18 protein-coding genes and 3 tRNA genes are annotated in these 16,755 nt (G+C 50.8%); 6 read left to right on the top strand and 15 right to left on the bottom strand.

The genetic code is table 11. The annotated features are described in order from the left end of the window. Positions 1-28 precede the first annotated feature (28 nt). The 6 genes from CJP72_RS21180 to uvrY all read right to left on the bottom strand — a co-directional run bounded on the left by CJP72_RS21180 (position 29) and on the right by uvrY (position 3,571). Positions 29-115, bottom strand: a tRNA-Leu gene (locus CJP72_RS21180). Between the two features lie 12 nt (positions 116-127). Further along, positions 128-201: transfer RNA gene (locus tag CJP72_RS21175), tRNA-Cys, on the bottom strand. Between the two features lie 52 nt (positions 202-253). Next, positions 254-329, bottom strand: a tRNA-Gly gene (locus CJP72_RS21170). A 151-nt stretch (positions 330-480) separates the two neighbouring features. After that, positions 481-1,029: a CDP-diacylglycerol--glycerol-3-phosphate 3-phosphatidyltransferase gene (gene pgsA, locus CJP72_RS21165; protein ID WP_162383283.1), complete on the bottom strand. Its 549-nt coding sequence runs from the start codon at positions 1,027-1,029 to the stop codon at positions 481-483. A 56-nt stretch (positions 1,030-1,085) separates the two neighbouring features. Beyond that, positions 1,086-2,918, bottom strand: a complete 1,833-nt coding sequence (gene uvrC / locus CJP72_RS21160) for an excinuclease ABC subunit UvrC (protein ID WP_162383282.1) — start codon at positions 2,916-2,918, stop codon at positions 1,086-1,088. After that, entirely contained in the window at positions 2,915-3,571 is a 657-nt protein-coding gene (gene uvrY, locus CJP72_RS21155; protein WP_162383281.1) for a UvrY/SirA/GacA family response regulator transcription factor, read from the bottom strand. Before uvrY ends, uvrC begins: the two co-directional genes overlap by 4 nt. A 358-nt stretch (positions 3,572-3,929) precedes the next feature. Here uvrY and CJP72_RS26405 point away from each other — a divergent pair, with 358 nt between their 5' ends. Beyond that, positions 3,930-4,046 carry a hypothetical protein gene (locus tag CJP72_RS26405; RefSeq protein ID WP_446714985.1) on the top strand — a complete coding sequence of 39 codons (117 nt, stop codon included), beginning with the start codon at positions 3,930-3,932 and terminating at the stop codon, positions 4,044-4,046. Then, positions 4,033-4,257, top strand: coding sequence for a DUF2594 family protein (locus CJP72_RS21150; protein ID WP_162383280.1), 225 nt, complete (start codon positions 4,033-4,035; stop codon positions 4,255-4,257). Before CJP72_RS26405 ends, CJP72_RS21150 begins: the two co-directional genes overlap by 14 nt. A gap of 61 nt (positions 4,258-4,318) precedes the next feature. Here CJP72_RS21150 and sdiA read toward each other — a convergent pair whose 3' ends face one another. The 8 genes from sdiA to CJP72_RS26005 all read right to left on the bottom strand — a co-directional run bounded on the left by sdiA (position 4,319) and on the right by CJP72_RS26005 (position 11,700). Continuing rightward, positions 4,319-5,041, bottom strand: a complete 723-nt coding sequence (gene sdiA / locus CJP72_RS21145; RefSeq protein ID WP_162383279.1) for a transcriptional regulator SdiA — start codon at positions 5,039-5,041, stop codon at positions 4,319-4,321. A 234-nt stretch (positions 5,042-5,275) separates the two neighbouring features. Then, entirely contained in the window at positions 5,276-6,028 is a 753-nt protein-coding gene (tcyN, locus tag CJP72_RS21140; RefSeq protein ID WP_162383278.1) for an L-cystine ABC transporter ATP-binding protein TcyN, read from the bottom strand. Beyond that, positions 6,025-6,693: a cystine ABC transporter permease gene (gene tcyL / locus CJP72_RS21135; protein WP_162383277.1), complete on the bottom strand. Its 669-nt coding sequence runs from the start codon at positions 6,691-6,693 to the stop codon at positions 6,025-6,027. Before tcyL ends, tcyN begins: the two co-directional genes overlap by 4 nt. A 21-nt stretch (positions 6,694-6,714) precedes the next feature. Continuing rightward, positions 6,715-7,701 carry a D-cysteine desulfhydrase gene (dcyD, locus tag CJP72_RS21130; protein WP_162383276.1) on the bottom strand — a complete coding sequence of 329 codons (987 nt, stop codon included), beginning with the start codon at positions 7,699-7,701 and terminating at the stop codon, positions 6,715-6,717. Positions 7,702-7,809: 108 nt separating this feature from the next. Further along, positions 7,810-8,610, bottom strand: coding sequence for a cystine ABC transporter substrate-binding protein (tcyJ, locus tag CJP72_RS21125; RefSeq protein ID WP_162383275.1), 801 nt, complete (start codon positions 8,608-8,610; stop codon positions 7,810-7,812). An 87-nt stretch (positions 8,611-8,697) separates the two neighbouring features. Beyond that, the gene (fliZ, locus tag CJP72_RS21120; RefSeq protein ID WP_162383274.1) at positions 8,698-9,249 is read right to left on the bottom strand and encodes a flagella biosynthesis regulatory protein FliZ; all 552 of its coding nucleotides are present in this window, start codon (positions 9,247-9,249) and stop codon (positions 8,698-8,700) included. Positions 9,250-9,308: 59 nt separating this feature from the next. Then, positions 9,309-10,028, bottom strand: coding sequence for an RNA polymerase sigma factor FliA (locus tag CJP72_RS21115; protein WP_162383273.1), 720 nt, complete (start codon positions 10,026-10,028; stop codon positions 9,309-9,311). 163 nt (positions 10,029-10,191) lie between these two features. Next, complete coding sequence (locus CJP72_RS26005) at positions 10,192-11,700, bottom strand: flagellin N-terminal helical domain-containing protein (protein WP_162383272.1); 1,509 nt, start codon at positions 11,698-11,700, stop codon at positions 10,192-10,194. Between the two features lie 261 nt (positions 11,701-11,961). Here CJP72_RS26005 and fliD point away from each other — a divergent pair, with 261 nt between their 5' ends. From fliD to amyA, 4 genes are all read left to right on the top strand, one after another. After that, a complete protein-coding gene (gene fliD / locus CJP72_RS21105; RefSeq protein ID WP_162383271.1) occupies positions 11,962-13,368 on the top strand; it encodes a flagellar filament capping protein FliD in 1,407 nt (468 codons plus the stop codon). A gap of 15 nt (positions 13,369-13,383) precedes the next feature. After that, positions 13,384-13,791 carry a flagellar export chaperone FliS gene (gene fliS, locus CJP72_RS21100; protein ID WP_162383270.1) on the top strand — a complete coding sequence of 136 codons (408 nt, stop codon included), beginning with the start codon at positions 13,384-13,386 and terminating at the stop codon, positions 13,789-13,791. Continuing rightward, positions 13,791-14,162: a flagella biosynthesis regulatory protein FliT gene (gene fliT, locus CJP72_RS21095; protein ID WP_162383269.1), complete on the top strand. Its 372-nt coding sequence runs from the start codon at positions 13,791-13,793 to the stop codon at positions 14,160-14,162. The genes fliS and fliT overlap by 1 nt, the downstream gene beginning before the upstream one ends. Before the next feature lie 68 nt (positions 14,163-14,230). After that, complete coding sequence (gene amyA / locus CJP72_RS21090) at positions 14,231-15,718, top strand: alpha-amylase (protein WP_162383268.1); 1,488 nt, start codon at positions 14,231-14,233, stop codon at positions 15,716-15,718. Positions 15,719-15,758: 40 nt separating this feature from the next. On the opposite strand, the gene yedD is transcribed toward amyA, so the two are convergent. Further along, entirely contained in the window at positions 15,759-16,172 is a 414-nt protein-coding gene (yedD, locus tag CJP72_RS21085) for a lipoprotein YedD (RefSeq protein ID WP_162383267.1), read from the bottom strand. Positions 16,173-16,755 lie beyond the last annotated feature (583 nt).

Below are 16,755 nucleotides of genomic sequence, written 5' to 3'. Positions count from 1 at the left end.
ATTGCTTTGATTATTCTTTTCTTTCCCATGGTGCCCGGAGTGGGACTTGAACCCACACAGCGCGTACGCCGAGGGATTTTAAATCCCTTGTGTCTACCGATTCCACCATCCGGGCTCGGGAAGAAATTGGAGGCGCGTTCCGGAGTCGAACCGGACTAGACGGATTTGCAATCCGCTACATAACCGCTTTGCTAACGCGCCAAATTCTTCAGGCTTTTCAGCCAGACACCCGCAATTGCCGATGTCTTTAAACTGGAGCGGGAAACGAGACTCGAACTCGCGACCCCGACCTTGGCAAGGTCGTGCTCTACCAACTGAGCTATTCCCGCATCACCAAGTAACTTTGTTAATCACTTGATTTTGTTATCGTCTGGCAATCTGTGCTGCCGTTCGATGCGTTGCATTCTACTTACCTGACGCACTGAGTCAACGATATTTTTCGTCACCCACGATCGTTTGCTGAAATTTGCGGCGAAACGATCACTGATCAAGCAAATCGCCGCGTGCAGCGCTCAAATACTGCAGCATCGACCACAACGTCAGTATGGCTGCGACAAAGAATAATGCGATGCCGGCATACTCTACCCAAATGTTTGGACGCCATAATAACCATGCCAGCGCCGCCATTTGTGACGTTGTTTTGACTTTCCCTATCCAGGAGACGGCCACACTGCTGCGTTTACCGAGTTCCGCCATCCATTCGCGTAAAGCAGAGATAATGATTTCACGGGCGATCATTGTTGCGGCGGGTAACGTCACCCACCAGCTATGGTAGTGTTCTGTCACCAGGACCATTGCGATAGCGACCAGCACTTTGTCAGCCACCGGATCAAGAAACGCGCCAAAGCGAGTACTTTGATTCCAGCGACGCGCCAGAAAACCATCAAACCAGTCAGTTACGGCTGCAATACAGAAGATGAGCGCGCACACAAACGGTGCCCAACTGAATGGTAGATAAAACGCCAGTACAAAGAAGGGAATCAGTATGACGCGAAACAGCGTGAGCAATGTAGGAATATTAAATTGCATAGTGACGGGTAACTATCTGTTGTCAGAGAAATTACCCCTATGTTGCTACAGAGACCTCAATGTTTCAACGAGTAGAAGATCTTTTCTGCCAGACCTTGCGAAATACCCGGCACTTTTGCAATTTCTTCTACGCTGGCGTTACGTAATCCTTGCAAACCACCCATATATTTCAACAGCATCTGCCGACGTTTAGGGCCAACGCCTTCAATGGTTTCCAGGGTGCTGGTATTTTTCACTTTCGCCCGTTTTTTACGATGTCCGCCGATCGCATGGTCATGAGACTCATCGCGAATATGCTGGATAACATGTAACGCGGGTGAGTCCGGGGGTAAACTGAACCCCTCACCTTCCGGTTCGAAGAACAACGTTTCCAGACCTGCCTTACGATCCGCGCCCTTCGCAACCCCCAGCAGCAATGGATGCTGTTTATCCCAGGGAACGTCCAGTTCAGCAAAGACCGCTTTTGCCTGGCCAAGCTGCCCTTTTCCGCCATCGATCAGAATAACATCCGGGATCTTACTTTCTTCAATCGCTTTGCCATAACGTCGACGCAGTACCTGATTCATCGCAGCATAATCATCGCCAGGCGTGATGCCGGTAATGTTATAGCGGCGATATTCAGCACGCAGCGGTCCGTTAGCGTCGAAGACCACGCAGGAGGCGACCGTCTGTTCACCCATGGTATGGCTAATATCGAAACATTCCATGCGTTTTACCGCAGGCAGTTTTAACACCGTTGCCAGCGCCGTCAGACGCTGGGTAATGGTCGACTGCTGAGAGAGTTTCGTCGTCAGCGCCGTCGCGGCATTGGTACGCGCCAGCTTGAGATATCTTGCGCGATCGCCACGCGGTTTCGTCTGTACATTGACCCGACGCCCGGCCAGTTCCGACAGCGAGTCTGCCAATAACGTTTTGTCACTCAGATTAAAATCAAGCAGGATTTCGCCCGGCAGCGTTCGCATCTGACTACCTTGCAGATAGAACTGCCCGACAAACGTCTCCACGACTTCACCCATTTCAGTCCCGCCGGGCACTTTAGGGAAATAGCTGCGACTGCCCAGCACTTTGCCCTGGCGGATAAAAAGCACGTGCAGACAGGCCATTCCGGCGTCGAAAGCCACCCCGATAACATCAAGATCGTCGCCAGTGTTTGACACAAACTGTTTTTCGGTAACACGACGTACAGCCTGTATTTGATCGCGAATGCGCGCGGCCTCTTCAAATTCCAGATTGCGGCTGGCGTTTTCCATCCGCGCGATCAACTGAGTTAATACCTGATCGTCTTTGCCGGATAAAAACAGACGGACATACTCAACCTGCTGGGCATACTCTTCTTCACTGACCAGACCAGCTACGCAGGGGCCGAGGCAACGCCCAATCTGGTATTGCAGACAGGGGCGCGAACGGTTGCGATAAACGCTGTTTTCACACTGACGAATCGGAAAGATTTTTTGCAGTAGCGCCAGCGTTTCGCGCACGGCATAGCCGTTTGGGAACGGGCCAAAATACTCGCCTTTGGCGTGTTTGGCCCCACGGTGCATCGCCAGACGCGGATGCGTATCGCCACTCAGAAAAATAAAAGGATAGGATTTGTCGTCACGCAGCAGAACGTTATAGCGGGGCTGATACAACTTGATGTAGTTATGCTCAAGCAGCAACGCTTCGGTTTCCGTATGGGTGACCGTCACATCAATTTGCTGAATTTGCGCGACCAACGCTTCGGTTTTCCGCGAAGCAAGGTTGCTGCGAAAATAGCTGGAAAGCCGTTTTTTCAGGTCCTTTGCTTTGCCGACATAAATAACCGTACCACCAGCATCATACATACGATAAACGCCGGGCTGGCTGGTAACGGTTTTCAAAAACGCTTTCGCGTCAAACTGAAGGCTCACTGACTTGTTAATGTCTCCGCATTACACAGGCCATGGCGAATTGCCAGGTGAGTCAGCTCCACATCACCGTGAATGTTTAGTTTACTGAACATTCGATAGCGATAACTGTTCACCGTTTTAGGACTGAGATTCAGTTGCTCTGAGATCTCATTGACCTTCTGGCCTTTGGTGATCATCAGCATAATCTGCAACTCGCGTTCAGACAAACTGGCAAACGGGGTTTCCGTTTTTTCCGGTTCGATCTGGCTAAGAGCCATCTGTTGTGCAATGTCGGAAGCTATATAGCGTTGACCGGAGAAAACGGAACGAATCGCGTTAACCACTTCTTGCGGAGCCGCACCTTTACTCAGATACCCGGCAGCGCCCGCCTGCATCACTTTGGCGGGTAAAGGGTTTTCCGTATGGACCGTCAACATAATCACTTTAATGTCAGCCGATGAACGCGCAATTTTACGCGTCGCTTCAAGACCGCCAATTCCGGGCATGTTCATGTCCATCAACACGACGTCAGCGGCATTTGTGCGACACCATTTAACAGCATCTTCACCACAACATGCTTCGCCAACAACTTTTATGCCCTTTACATCTTCCAGAATGCGTCGTATCCCTGCGCGCACCAGTTCGTGGTCGTCAACAAGAAGAACGTTGATCAAAGGAATATCTCCAGAATAGGGATAACGCTACTGATAGTTAATCGCCCATATATTAGCGGGTTTTATCTCAACTTTGAAACGTAAAAAACGCCGCCCCTTAGATTTTGCTCTCGTTTTTGGAAATTAGACTGTACGGAATGTGGAAACATTCCGTTGAAAACAGCCACTACCAAAGACTATATCTCTCTTAAAGTTTCAGAATAGTGACAAAAAATTCACTCCGTCCGACTTCAATGATAAATAGGAAGCAACTTTGTAACAATAATTAACGAGTAAAATACGCGCCATAAACAATGAATGAAGAAAATATATCCACTGCAAGACGTTGTTTATTTTAATAGCTCAGGCTTCAGTTTCGATGAAAAAACAACCACTGCTATTTTTAGCGCAGCTTATGGTATACTCCGCCGCCTTAACATTTGCCATCGCACTTTTTCACTGTAACACAATGAGGAAAATAAATGAGTACGCCTGATTTTTCCACTGCCGAGAATAATCAAGAACTGGCTAACGAAGTCACCTGCCTGAAAGCCATGTTAACGCTGATGCTGCAGGCAATGGGGCAAGCCGATGCAGGGCGCGTGATTCTTAAAATGGAAAAACAGATCGCGCTGATTGAAGACAATTCGCAAGCAGCGATATTTTCCAACACTGTTAAGCAAATTAAACAAGCTTACCGTCAATAAGATGAAACCGGCTGAGAGCAGCGCTTTCGGCCGGTTTTGCGTCAGAACACAAAAACCACCTTTAAATCAGACCGATAGCCGCAGCATAGCAGGCAATTTGTGTCTTATTCGGCGCGTTAAACTTCTTCTGCATATTCTTCTGATGAAAGTTGACGGTGTTCTCCGAAATCGACAGGATCATGGCGATTTCAGATGACGTTTTTCCTTCCGCCGTCCACTTTAAGATTTCCTTTTCCCGCTTGCTAAAACGCATCTCTGCCGTTGTGACCATGTCATCTTCCAGCCGTGAAAGCACAGAGAGGCTCTCACGTATCAGCAACTGCAGTTTCAACTCAACTTCATCAGAGGCAAAGGAGACATTGCGCACGTTCGACCGTGAGACGGAAAGGAACCCCAGCGCACGGTTCGGCAGCATACAACATTGGGTGATCCCCTTTCGCAAACCGTGGGAGCGTGCTGCATCCCACAGGGTCTGAGTATCACTGAATAATGCGTCATTCCAGGGTAAATGGCCCTGGATGAAGTTTTCCGGCTTTAAAACCGGGTCAATAGCAAAATAGTTTTCAGACTGATAGTGGGTAATCCACGCCTGAGGATACGTCGTTTGAAGAGAGATTTTTGGCCGTGTAAACGGGACCGGATGACGAACGCATAACGCGTAATAATCGAACTCCAGTTGACACGTCTGATGCTGTAATTCGCGATAGACGTCTTCTGCCGTCGCCATTTCCTGAAAGCGTATCAGCATACTCCGTCGCCAGGTGAAGAAATCATTTTCCTGCATATCAGGGGATACCACCTCTGAGAGAGATTATCATTTTTAATGAGCAAATACGCTACCACATAAATGCAGTTTATATGAATAAAATATCGGTCAGGACGGGGAATACTTGAGTTTTACTTCAATACACTTATCAACACCAGGGTGAAAATGCATTAACCATGCGGGAGAACGTCATATTTATTCAAATATACTCGTCCGAACCGGGATTATTTCGGACGAGTATCACAATACCTTTTATTTCATCAGAAATTTCTCAAGAAACTGGCGGGTGCGTGGTTGCTGCGGATGGCTAAATAACGATTTTGCGGGGCCCTGTTCCACAATTCGTCCCTGATCCATAAATATCGCCCGGTCAGCCACGTCGCGGGCGAAACTCATTTCGTGCGTCACAATTACCATAGTCCGCTTTTCCTGCGCCAGTTGGCGGATAGTATTGAGCACCTCCCCCACCAGCTCAGGATCGAGCGCAGAGGTCGGTTCATCAAACAGAATGACCTCCGGGCGCATAGCCAGCGCACGCGCGATTGCCACGCGTTGCTGTTGCCCGCCGGATAAGCGCCGCGGATAGCTGGTCTCTTTCCCGGCCAGACCTACTTTTGCCAGCAGCTCATGCGCACGCGCCGTTGCTTCCGCTTTTGATTCACCTTTGACAATGACCGGGCCTTCAATGATGTTCTCCACCACCGTACGATGTGGAAACAAATTAAAGTTCTGGAATACAAAGCCCACATGCTGGCGCAGCTGGCGAATTAATCCCTTCTGCTGATTTAAGGAGCGGGCGGTATCAATGGTGATCTCCCCCACTTTGATCGTGCCGGCTTCCGGCACTTCCAGCAGATTAATACTGCGCAGTAAGGTGGTTTTCCCCGAACCGCTCGGCCCAATAATAGCGACGACCTCACCCGGTTTGACGTCGAGATCGATGCCATGCAGCACCGTCTGCCCATGAAATTTCTTCACCAGGTTTTTGACTTCAATGGCACTCATTTCGGATCTTTCTCCTGGCGGTTAAGCTGGTCTTCAAAGTAGTTCTGCAATGCCGATAGCACCGTCGCCATCACCCAGTAGATCAACGAGGCAGCCAGATACATAGTGAAGACTTCCAGCGTACGCGACGTGATCAACTGCGCCTGACGGAACAGTTCCGGCACCTGAATCGTCGCCGCCAGCGAGGTATCTTTCACCAGGCTGATAAAACTGTTGCTCAGCGGCGGCAGCGCCACACGGGCAGCCTGCGGTAGAATGGCGCGGCGCATCGTTTGCCACGGCGTCATACCGATACTCGCCGCCGCCTCCCACTGACCTTTGTCAATGGAGGAGATCGCCGCACGCAGCGTTTCAGAGGTGTACGCTGCCGTATTGAGCGACAAACCGATCATCGCCGCCGGGATAGGGTCCAGCTCAATACCAAATTGCGGCAGGCCGTAGTAGATCATAAACAGTTGGGCGATCAGCGGCGTCCCCCGGAAAATGGAAATATAAAAGCGCGCCAGCCACCGGACAGGCAACAGCGGCGACATGCGCATCAGCGCCAGAATAAATCCCAGCAGCAGGCCAAAAAACATCCCGCCAATACTCAGTTGCAGCGTGAACACCGCCCCTTTGAGCAGATACGGCAGAGAATCAATCACCAGTTGGATACTTTCTTGCATTCGCGTTTTTCGACCTGGTTGTTATACGTGAGGATGGTAGGCAAACAACGCAGGCGCGCCACCAGTATGAATAAATAGAATTGGCCCTTCATCTTTGAAGCGTTTCTGGCTGATGCCATCAATCAAGCCCGCCATCGCTTTCCCTGTATAAACAGGATCCAGCAAAATGCCTTCCAGACGCGCCAGCAGTTTTACTGCCTCCATCCCCTCTTCATTCGGCATACCGTAGCCCGGCGCAAAATAGTCATCCCACAGCAGGATCTCCGCCGACGCGGTCAGTTCTAATTCTTTGGCAATCGCCTGTTGCAGCGCGACCACTTTCGGCTGCTGATCGGCAACTTTACGCGAAACGGTCACCCCTACCAGGTCAACCTCCGGCATCAGTTGTTCCAGCCCCACCGCCAGCCCCGCATGTGTCCCGGCGCTGCCAGACGCCACCACCACCGAAGAGAGTTGCACCGCCCCTTCACACTGCTGGGCAATTTCCAGCGCGCTTTCCACATAACCCAATGCGCCCAGGGCGTTAGAGCCGCCAACAGGAATCACATAAGGACGGAATCCTTGCGCTTCAACGCGGGTTGCCAGTTCCTGGAGTTGTGCGTCCGGGTCATTCAGGGCCGCGCACATTTCGATTTGCACATTAAACAGATCGAGCAACAGGCGATTACCGTTAGTCAGATAATTTTCCGCCGTGGTGCCAATGGGATTTTCCAGCAACGCAATGCAGTGCAATCCCAGTTTTGCCGCCACCGCCGCCGTCTGGCGGACATGATTAGACTGAATCGCCCCCGCGGTGATCAGCGTGTCCGCCCCTTCGCGCAGCGCATCCGCCGCCAGAAACTCCAGCTTACGCAGTTTATTACCGCCCATTGCCATCGGCGTGACGTCATCCCGTTTGATGAAAATATCGCGTCCCAGATAGTCAGAAAAACGCGGCAAGTATTCGAGCGGCGTTGGCGCGCCGATAAATTCCAGACGAGGAAAGCGCGTTAAATTATGCAGTGGCATGTAGCCTCCGATGTTTATTGTGTTGTGTGTTCTTTTTATTATGCACGTTCATTCAGATGAAATAAAAAAGGCGCTCGTTAAAGCGCCTTTTTTTTGCATTGTTGACGATTATTTCGTCACATCAGCGCCAAACCATTTTTCAGACAGCGCTTTCAGCGAGCCGTCCTTTTGCATATCGGCAATGGCCGCATCCACCGCTTTCAGCAAATCGTCGTTACCCTTACGCAGCGCAATGCCAGACTCCTGACGGGAGAACGCTTCACCAGTCACCGCCAGCGTATCTTTGGTTTTCTTCACCAGATCCAGCGCCGCCAGGCGATCCACCAGAATCGCGTCGATACGCCCCACACGCAGATCCTGATATTTGGTCGGGTCGTCATCGTAAGTGCGAATATCGACACCCTCAACGTTCTGGCGCAACCACTCTTCGTAGTTGGTTCCCAGGCCCACGCCCACTTTCTTGCCTTTCAGGTCAGCCGCGGTTTTGATGCTGCCTTCATTGCCTTTTTTCACCAGCGCCTGAATACCCGAAACGGTATACGGGGTAGAGAAGTCGTATTTCTTCTTACGTTCGTCGGAGATGGTCACCTGATTGATAACAACATCAATACGTTTGGAATCTAATGATGCCAGCATACCGTCCCACTTGGTCGGTTTAAGCTCGGCTTTAACCCCCAGATGTTTCGCCAACTCCTGCGCAAACTCCACTTCAAAACCGGTCAACTTACCGTCATCGCCCTGAAAACTGAACGGAGGATATGTCCCTTCCAGTCCTACCAGCAGCGTACCGCGCTCTTTCACTTTATTTAACAGACCTTCATCTGCAAAAGTCTTCACGCTCATTCCGGCGACGAGTGCAACAGCCATCACACCCATCAGAGCCTGTCGTCCCAAAAGTGCTAATTTCATAGTTACCCCGAATGTTGTTATTTATCACGGTAGTGTAGAGGGTTTGCCGTTAATCACAAAAACGACTCTGCTACATCTTATGCTTTTTTAATATATATCAGAAGTCGCGGAACAGCAGGAATTCTGCATCAGTCCGGGGTGAACATGCGCTTTGTATTGTTCATACTTGCGCAGTGCGATCCGATAGTTATTCGTGCTGGTTTCGGGTAACCAGGGAGCCAGGCTTTCATCAAGAAAACCGTCCTGCACTCTATCGCGGGTGATGTTTTGTTCCGTGAGGTGATTGCCAAGCCGGCGCAGGCGGACGACGTATTCGCGCACCGTGCCATGACTCATTTCGGTCTGTTCAAATAAAAATTGTTTAAAGCCGATGATGTCGAAAAAGTCGCTTTGCTCTTTACAGTGCAAATCACCGCAAAAACGGCACAGAGCGACCCACTCTTTTTGCTCCTGCTGCCAGGCGGCGTCATCCAACAGCGAATCCAGTCTGGAAATGGCAATTTTGTTCACAATCTGCCCGCAACGGACCAGCGTTACCCTGTCGAGCAGTTTGTGGCAATGCGCGCAATGCGTCTGGCTGTGTTTAAAATCTTTGAGGTAGCGGCTGAGTGGCCGTCTTTTAGATTGCTGCACCGTCATGAGAACTCCTGGTAGTCAATTCGTTGTGCGGCATTTTTCGACGGCGCGAAAACCGCCGCTTACAACTTACCCAGCTTGGTGCGTAGACGTTTGATTGCCTGACTGTGCAACTGGCTCACCCGTGACTCGCCAACCTCCAGGACCGCGCCAATCTCTTTGAGATTAAGCTCCTCCTGGTAATAGAGCGTTAACACCAGCTGTTCACGTTCCGGCAGTGCCTCAATGGCATCCATCACGCTCTGGCGTAAATTGCTATCAAGAAGTTGTTGTAACGGGTTTTCCTGCTGATGTTCTTCAGTCACCAGCTCGACGCTATCGCCATGCTCTTCCCGCCACTCGTCATAGGAGAAGAGCTGACTGTTATTGGTATCGAGCAACATCTGACGATACTCATGCACAGGAATCGCCAGACGCTCCGCTACTTCGGTTTCCGTCGCGTTACGCCCTAATTCCTGTTCCAGTTGCCCCATCGCCTGCGCCACTTCGCGAGCATTGCGCCGGACGCTACGCGGCACCCAATCCCGGCTGCGTAGTTCATCCAGCATCGCTCCACGAATACGCTGCACTGCGTAAGTGGTAAATGCCGTTCCTTGCAGAGCATCATATCGGTCAACTGCATTTAATAACCCGATGCCGCCCGCTTGTAGCAGGTCGTCCAGTTCTACGCTCGCGGGCAAACGCACCTGAAGGCGCAATGCTTCGTGACGTACCAGCGGTACATAACGCTGCCACAGCGAGTGTTTATCCATTACACCTTCAGCGGTATACAGTGAATTCACGATAAACAGCCCTGCGTTAAATGAGTTATCGGCATGATTATCCGTTTCTGCAGGGGTTTTAATCGGATGAATAGTGGGTGAAATGAGGGGTTATTTAGGGGTTTCGTGTAAACGGCGGGCGTAAAAAACCCCGCCGAAGCGGGGTTTGCGCGAAAAGTGTGAATTAACGCAGCAGAGACAGAACGTTCTGCGGAACCTGGTTGGCCTGTGCCAGAACAGAGGTACCCGCCTGTTGCAGGATCTGTGCTTTGGACATGTTGGACACTTCGGTCGCGTAGTCAGCATCTTCGATACGGCTACGAGCAGAAGACAGGTTGTTGACGGTGTTGCCCAGGTTGGTGATAGCAGAATCAAAACGGTTCTGTACCGCACCGAGGTCAGAACGCAGTGCGTCAACCTGTGCCAGCGCATCGTCAATGGTTTTCAAAGGATCATTGGTGGATTGCTGAGATTTGGCAGCATCAGCATTGAGTAAAGTAGCGGCGCCACCAGCCGTTTTACCCAAATACACTTGCTTGTCAACCATCGTGCCAGTGCCATCATCAAACTTACCAGTAACTTCGTCACCTTTTGCATTAACGCTATAAGTTGCGCCGTTGACGTTCAACGTACTGCCACTCTTAACTGCGTTATTCAAATCCAAATCAGACATTTTGGCAGCGCGGTTGTCGGTTTCTGCTTTCGTGGTGATGCTACCGTCAATTTTAGACACATAGGCTTTGCCACCTGTTACCGCTGATGATGGAGTAGCACCGCCTGAAACAGCAAAGGTCAGTTTAGTTCCGTCAATGGTTGCTTCGAAAGTACCATTACCGTCAGTATCACCAGCGGTTGTTGCCGTAAATTCAATGCCGCTGTATGTAAATGTGGAATCCTTGGCGACGCCTTTAGCTGCCGCTGCCAAACCCGCAGTAAACGCATCTTTACCTGTAATTTCAGTATTTGCCGTGGCCTTGTCGGTCGTTAAAGTGCCGTCTGCAGCATTCACAAACGCAGCTTTAGCTGGTGAACCCGTTGTTACAGCGCCAGACTTAATATCCACGGAATAAGTGACATCAGTGCCACCTTGTTTAACGGTGTAGTTATCCGTACCTGTTGCGCCAAATTTAGTAATTAAATCACTACCAGTCGCTTTTTGGGCTCCGTTGACATTGAAACCATCCATGCCCAGGCTTTTGGAATCGATTTTTTTCAGATCGATATCGATGGTTTCGCCGTCGTTTGCGCCAACCTGGATTTTCAGGGTGTTGTCCTGAGCCAGAACTTTCACGCCGTTGAACTGAGTCTGACCGGATACGCGGTCGATTTCGCTCAGACGCTGGGTGATTTCGTTCTGGATGGAGGTCAGGTCGCTGTCGGAGTTAGTACCGTTAGTTGCCTGAACAGTCAGTTCACGTACACGCTGCAGGTTGTTGTTGATTTCGTTCAGCGCGCCTTCGGTGGTCTGCGCAATGGAGATACCGTCGTTAGCGTTACGGGAAGCCTGAGTCAGACCTTTAATGTTAGAGGTGAAACGGTTAGCGATCGCCTGGCCAGCCGCATCGTCTTTCGCGCTGTTGATACGCAGACCGGAAGACAGACGCTCAATAGCGGAGCTCAGAGTAGACTGAGATTTGTTCAGGTTATTCTGGGTCAACAGCGACAGGCTGTTTGTATTAATGACTTGTGCCATGATCTTTTCCTTATCAATTGCAACTTGATGTTTATTGGGCTGTTCTGTTGCCCACGGTTTCTTACCGTAACCCTTGTATCGGCACCTTAAATTCGAACTTTAGAAAATTTTTAATTTCTGCCCTCTTTTTTCTTAGCCCACGAAATACCCTCTTTATTCACCATTATTCCGCGCATTATTTTCATAAAACTATTATTAAACTTTGCCAACAGATTGCCGATAACGCGGTTAACGACTGTTTGCAATCACAAGGAATAAGGCATGGCTTCGATTTCATCACTGGGCGTCGGCTCAAATTTACCGCTGGACACATTGTTGACGAACCTGACCACTGCAGAAAAAGGACGTTTAACCCCGATCACGCAACAGCAGAGCGCGAACACTGCGCGCCTGACGGCGTATGGCACGCTAAAAAGCGCGCTGGAGAAATTCCAGACAGCCAATACCACGCTGAATAATGCCGATCTGTTTAAGAGCACGACCGTGACCAGTAGCACCGAAGATCTGGCCGCCACTACCACCGCTGGCGCAGCACCAGGCACCTATACCATCAGCGTCAATAAACTGGCGCAGGCGCAATCGTTAAGTACCAATATTGATATCAGCTCAACGAAAGATGCGCTGGGCGATACCTCCGCAGAAAGCCGCACCCTCAAAATTGAACAAAAAGGTCGCAAAGAGCCGCTGGAAATTAAACTCAGCAAAGACCAAACCTCTCTGGAAGGTATTCGCGATGCGATTAACGATGCCGATAGCGGTATTTCCGCAAGTATCGTTAAAGTGAAAGAAGGTGATTATCAGCTGGTACTGACGTCCGACACCGGCACCGAAAATGAGATGACCGTTTCGGTGGAAGGCGACAGCAAGCTGAACGATTTGCTGGCCTATGACAGCACAACGGGCACCGGAAATATGAAACAGCTGGTCAGCGCGCAGAATGCGCAATTGACCGTTAACGGCATTGATATTGAACGCCCGAGCAACACCATTACCGATGCGCCGCAGGGGGTCACGCTGAATCTGACCAAAGAGGTGACTGACGCACGCATTACCGTGACCAAAAGTAATGATAAAGCGACAGAAGCGATTAAAGGTTGGGTGGATGCGTACAACTCGCTGATGGATACCTTTACCTCCCTGACGAAATACACGGAAGTGGACCCAGGCGCGGAAGCGCAAGATCAGAGCAACGGCGCCCTGATTGGCGACAGCGTGGTACGTACGATCCAAACCGGGATTCGCGCGCAGTTTACCAACAGCGGCAACGAAGGTCCGTTCAAAACGTTAAGTGAAATCGGCATTACCACTGACGGGACCACCGGCAAGCTAAAAATTGACGACGAGAAACTGGAAAAAGCGCTGAAAGAGAACACGACGGCAACGCGTCAGTTGCTGGTCGGTGATGGAAAAGAAACCGGTATTACCACCAAAATTGCCACCGAAGTAGAAGCTTACCTCGCCGATGACGGCATTATCGACAGCGCCGAGGACAGTATTAATGCGACATTGAAAAAGCTGACCAAACAGTATCTTGCGGTAAGCGCCAGTATCGACGACACCGTCGCCCGTTATAAGGCCCAGTTTACGCAGTTGGATACCATGATGAGCAAACTCAATGGCACAAGTAGCTACCTGAGCCAGCAGTTTTCTGCCATGAGCAGCTCCTGATAACACGAGGTAACCATGTATACCGCTAGCGGTACAAAAGCCTATGCACAAATCGGCGTGGAAAGCGCCGTAATGAGCGCCAGTCCGCATCAGTTGATCGAAATGTTATTTGACGGCGCCAACAGCGCCCTGGTGCGTGCGCGTTTGTTTATGCAACAGGGCGACACTGTCGCCAAAGGCGAAGCGTTAAGCAAAGCCATCAACATTATCGACAATGGACTGAAAGCCGGGCTGGATGAGGAGAACGGCGGTGACGTCGCAACCAATCTGTCGTCACTGTACGACTATATGATCCGGCGTTTGCTGCAGGCAAACTTACGTAATGACAGTCAGGCCATTGAAGAAGTGGAAGGGTTACTCGGCAATATTGCAGAAGCCTGGAAGCAGATCTCACCGAAAGTATCTTCCCAGGAGTCTCGTTAATGACCTTAGCCGTGGAGTTTATCAACCGTTGGCAGCGCATAGCGCTGCTCAGTCAATCGCTGCTGGAACTTGCGCAGCGGGGTGAATGGGATCTGTTACTGGAACAGGAAGTTTCCTATCTACAAAGCATTGAAACGGTTGTGGAAATACAAACTCCACCGGGGATTTCGCGAAGCGTTCAGGAGTTGATTGCAGGCTATATCAAACAGACGCTGGATAACGAACAGCGTCTGAAAGTCCTGCTGCAACAGCGCCTGGATGAGCTCAGCAGCCTGATCGGCCAGTCAACGCGCCAGCAGTCGCTTAACCATGCTTATGGCCGTCTCTCAGGCATGTTGCTGGTTCCCGACGCCCCTGCTTCGCCACAATAAAATCCCGCTTCGTATCAATTATCTTCCATACTCCAGAAGTCGGCTAAACGACTTCTGGAGCACGGAAGATGAAAAACCCCACGTTATTGCAGTACTTCCACTGGTATTACCCTGAGGGCGGCAAGCTCTGGCTTGAACTGGCTGAACGCGCTGGCGGACTTAACGATATCGGTATCAATATGGTCTGGCTGCCCCCGGCCTACAAAGGCGCGTCTGGCGGTTATTCCGTGGGTTACGACTCTTACGACATGTTCGATCTCGGTGAGTTTGATCAAAAAGGGTCCATTGCCACCAAATACGGTGACAAAGCCCAACTGCTGGGGGCGATTGATGCGCTAAAGCACAATAACATTGCCGTACTGCTGGATGTGGTGGTCAACCACAAAATGGGGGCGGATGAGAAAGAAGCCATCCGCGTACAGCGCGTCAATGAACAGGATCGCACGCAAATTGATGATGAGATCATCGAGTGTGAAGGCTGGACGCGCTACACCTTCCCTGCCCGCGCCGGTCAGTATTCGCAGTTCATCTGGGACTTCAAATGTTTTAGCGGCATCGACCATATCGAAAACCCCACCGAAGACAGCATTTTTAAAATCGTCAATGACTACACCGGCGAAGGCTGGAACGACCAGGTCGATGACGAACTGGGTAACTTCGACTATCTGATGGGCGAAAATATCGACTTTCGCAATCACGCGGTAACGGAAGAGATCAAATACTGGGCGCGCTGGGTGATGGAGCAAACCCAGTGCGATGGTTTCCGTCTGGACGCCGTCAAACACATTCCGGCCTGGTTTTACAAAGAGTGGATCGAGCACGTCCAGGACGTGGCGCCAAAACCGCTTTTTATCGTCGCAGAATACTGGTCGCATGAAGTGGATAAACTGCAAAGCTACATCAACCAGGTCGACGGAAAAACCATGCTGTTCGACGCCCCGTTGCAAATGAAGTTTCACGAAGCGTCGCGTCAGGGGCGCGAGTACGACATGAGCCAGATTTTTACCGGAACGCTGGTCGAAGCCGATCCGTTTCACGCCGTGACGCTGGTCGCCAACCACGACACTCAGCCCTTACAGGCACTGGAAGCCCCCGTCGAGCCGTGGTTTAAACCGCTGGCCTACGCGCTTATCCTGTTACGGGAAAACGGCGTACCGTCGGTTTTCTATCCCGACTTATACGGCGCTCACTATGAAGACACCGGCGGCGACGGGAAAATTTACCCGATTGATATGCCGGTTATTGAGCAACTCGATGAGCTGATTCTGGCCCGCCAGCGGTTCGCTCATGGCATCCAGACGCTCTGGTTTGATCATCCTAACTGTATCGCGTTCAGCCGTAGCGGAACCGAGGAAGACCCTGGATGTGTGGTGGTGCTCTCGAATGGCGACGACGGCGAGAAGACGATCACCCTAGGCGCAAATTACGGTAATAAAACCTGGCGAGATTTTCTCGGAAACCGTGAAGAAAGCGTGCTCACCGATGAAAATGGCGAAGCGACGTTTTACTGTAACGGGGGAAGCGTCAGCGTGTGGGTGATTGAAGAGGCGCTATAAAATAGCTCCCCGGCAGCACGATACCGCCGGGGTTGGCCTGTCAGGGCAACGGCGTTGCCAGCGGCGATTTTTGTAATTCCTCAGTGCACTCAGAAGTTGGACGATCCACACGTTGCAGCGTCATGCCGTCGTAGGTCAGCGTGTTCCCGGTGCGTTCAATCGGGTAGATCTCCCGTTTCGTCGTCACGTTGGTCAACTCGCCGGAAAGCATAGTCAGTTTCCCCGGCACGGCAATCACGCGCTGCCACTGGCGGCAATCCAGCGTATCGCCCTCTTTCGTCACCACCAGGCTGGCAATGGCTTCAGGGCTCATCATCTTGCGCTGGGGCCCCTTAGACTGCCAGTACCCTTCCAGACCCGCTGGCGCAGGTGTCTTCACCACGTCGTTATAATTTTCCACCTCGGCACACCCACTAAGAACCAGTAGCGCACCAACGATTGCTAATTTTTTCATCATTCATCCTGCATGCGAAGAAAATGGGATTGTGGCATTAAAGCCCTGATGTCGCCAGCCTTTCCGGGAACACGATTTACTTTGATCTCGTCGGTATTACTTCTTTTTAGTCGTGGGAAAAAAATCTGATCGGTGTACTATCCGCACTTCTTTATATTCCTTTTGAGTTCAGAGGCTAATCGAAAGTACAATATCTTCATTTAAATCCTGAGGACATGCTAACTCCCAGACCATTCCATGTAAAATAATTTATTTTCAATAAATTAGCGCAAGGATTGGGAGAATACTTTTCACGTTATCGACAACTTTGCGTAGCGCCTTACAGGTTTACTGGCAGCTCGCTTTACTACTCACACGCATATTGTCAGATCCGTTTGTAAGACTTTGACCTGCTCCCTGCTGACTGATACGGTTGCCGCCCTCATCATGGGTGTTGACCTGCTCCCCCTTGGTGGATGTTCATTTCTTTAACAAGAATGGACACTCCGCTGTCTACAAAAGGTAATCTTAGTACCGCCAAAATGGGGAATGGGGAATGGGGAATGGGGAATGGGGAATGGGGAATGGGGAATGGGGAATGGGG

Source organism: Citrobacter sp. NCU1 (assembly GCF_010231475.1).
Classification (GTDB): Bacteria; Pseudomonadota; Gammaproteobacteria; order Enterobacterales; family Enterobacteriaceae; genus Citrobacter_D.
The sequence above is the reverse complement of the archived record's forward strand: the minus strand, read 5'-3'. Positions and strand labels throughout refer to the sequence as shown.

Excerpts from the sequence above, each read along its gene's own strand:
- CJP72_RS26405 (WP_446714985.1), top strand. The coding sequence starts at position 3,930 with ATGAAAAAACAACCACTGCTATTTTTAGCGCAGCTTATGGTATACTCC.
- fliS (WP_162383270.1), top strand. The coding sequence starts at position 13,384 with ATGTATACCGCTAGCGGTACAAAAGCCTATGCACAAATCGGCGTGGAA.
- fliZ (WP_162383274.1), bottom strand. The coding sequence starts at position 9,249 with ATGACGGTGCAGCAATCTAAAAGACGGCCACTCAGCCGCTACCTCAAA.
- CJP72_RS26005 (WP_162383272.1), bottom strand. The coding sequence starts at position 11,700 with ATGGCACAAGTCATTAATACAAACAGCCTGTCGCTGTTGACCCAGAAT.
- yedD (WP_162383267.1), bottom strand. The coding sequence starts at position 16,172 with ATGAAAAAATTAGCAATCGTTGGTGCGCTACTGGTTCTTAGTGGGTGT.
- CJP72_RS21150 (WP_162383280.1), top strand. The coding sequence starts at position 4,033 with ATGAGTACGCCTGATTTTTCCACTGCCGAGAATAATCAAGAACTGGCT.
- dcyD (WP_162383276.1), bottom strand. The coding sequence starts at position 7,701 with ATGCCACTGCATAATTTAACGCGCTTTCCTCGTCTGGAATTTATCGGC.
- tcyN (WP_162383278.1), bottom strand. The coding sequence starts at position 6,028 with ATGAGTGCCATTGAAGTCAAAAACCTGGTGAAGAAATTTCATGGGCAG.
- tcyJ (WP_162383275.1), bottom strand. The coding sequence starts at position 8,610 with ATGAAATTAGCACTTTTGGGACGACAGGCTCTGATGGGTGTGATGGCT.
- fliD (WP_162383271.1), top strand. The coding sequence starts at position 11,962 with ATGGCTTCGATTTCATCACTGGGCGTCGGCTCAAATTTACCGCTGGAC.
- sdiA (WP_162383279.1), bottom strand. The coding sequence starts at position 5,041 with ATGCAGGAAAATGATTTCTTCACCTGGCGACGGAGTATGCTGATACGC.
- amyA (WP_162383268.1), top strand. The coding sequence starts at position 14,231 with ATGAAAAACCCCACGTTATTGCAGTACTTCCACTGGTATTACCCTGAG.
- tcyL (WP_162383277.1), bottom strand. The coding sequence starts at position 6,693 with ATGCAAGAAAGTATCCAACTGGTGATTGATTCTCTGCCGTATCTGCTC.
- fliT (WP_162383269.1), top strand. The coding sequence starts at position 13,791 with ATGACCTTAGCCGTGGAGTTTATCAACCGTTGGCAGCGCATAGCGCTG.
- pgsA (WP_162383283.1), bottom strand. The coding sequence starts at position 1,029 with ATGCAATTTAATATTCCTACATTGCTCACGCTGTTTCGCGTCATACTG.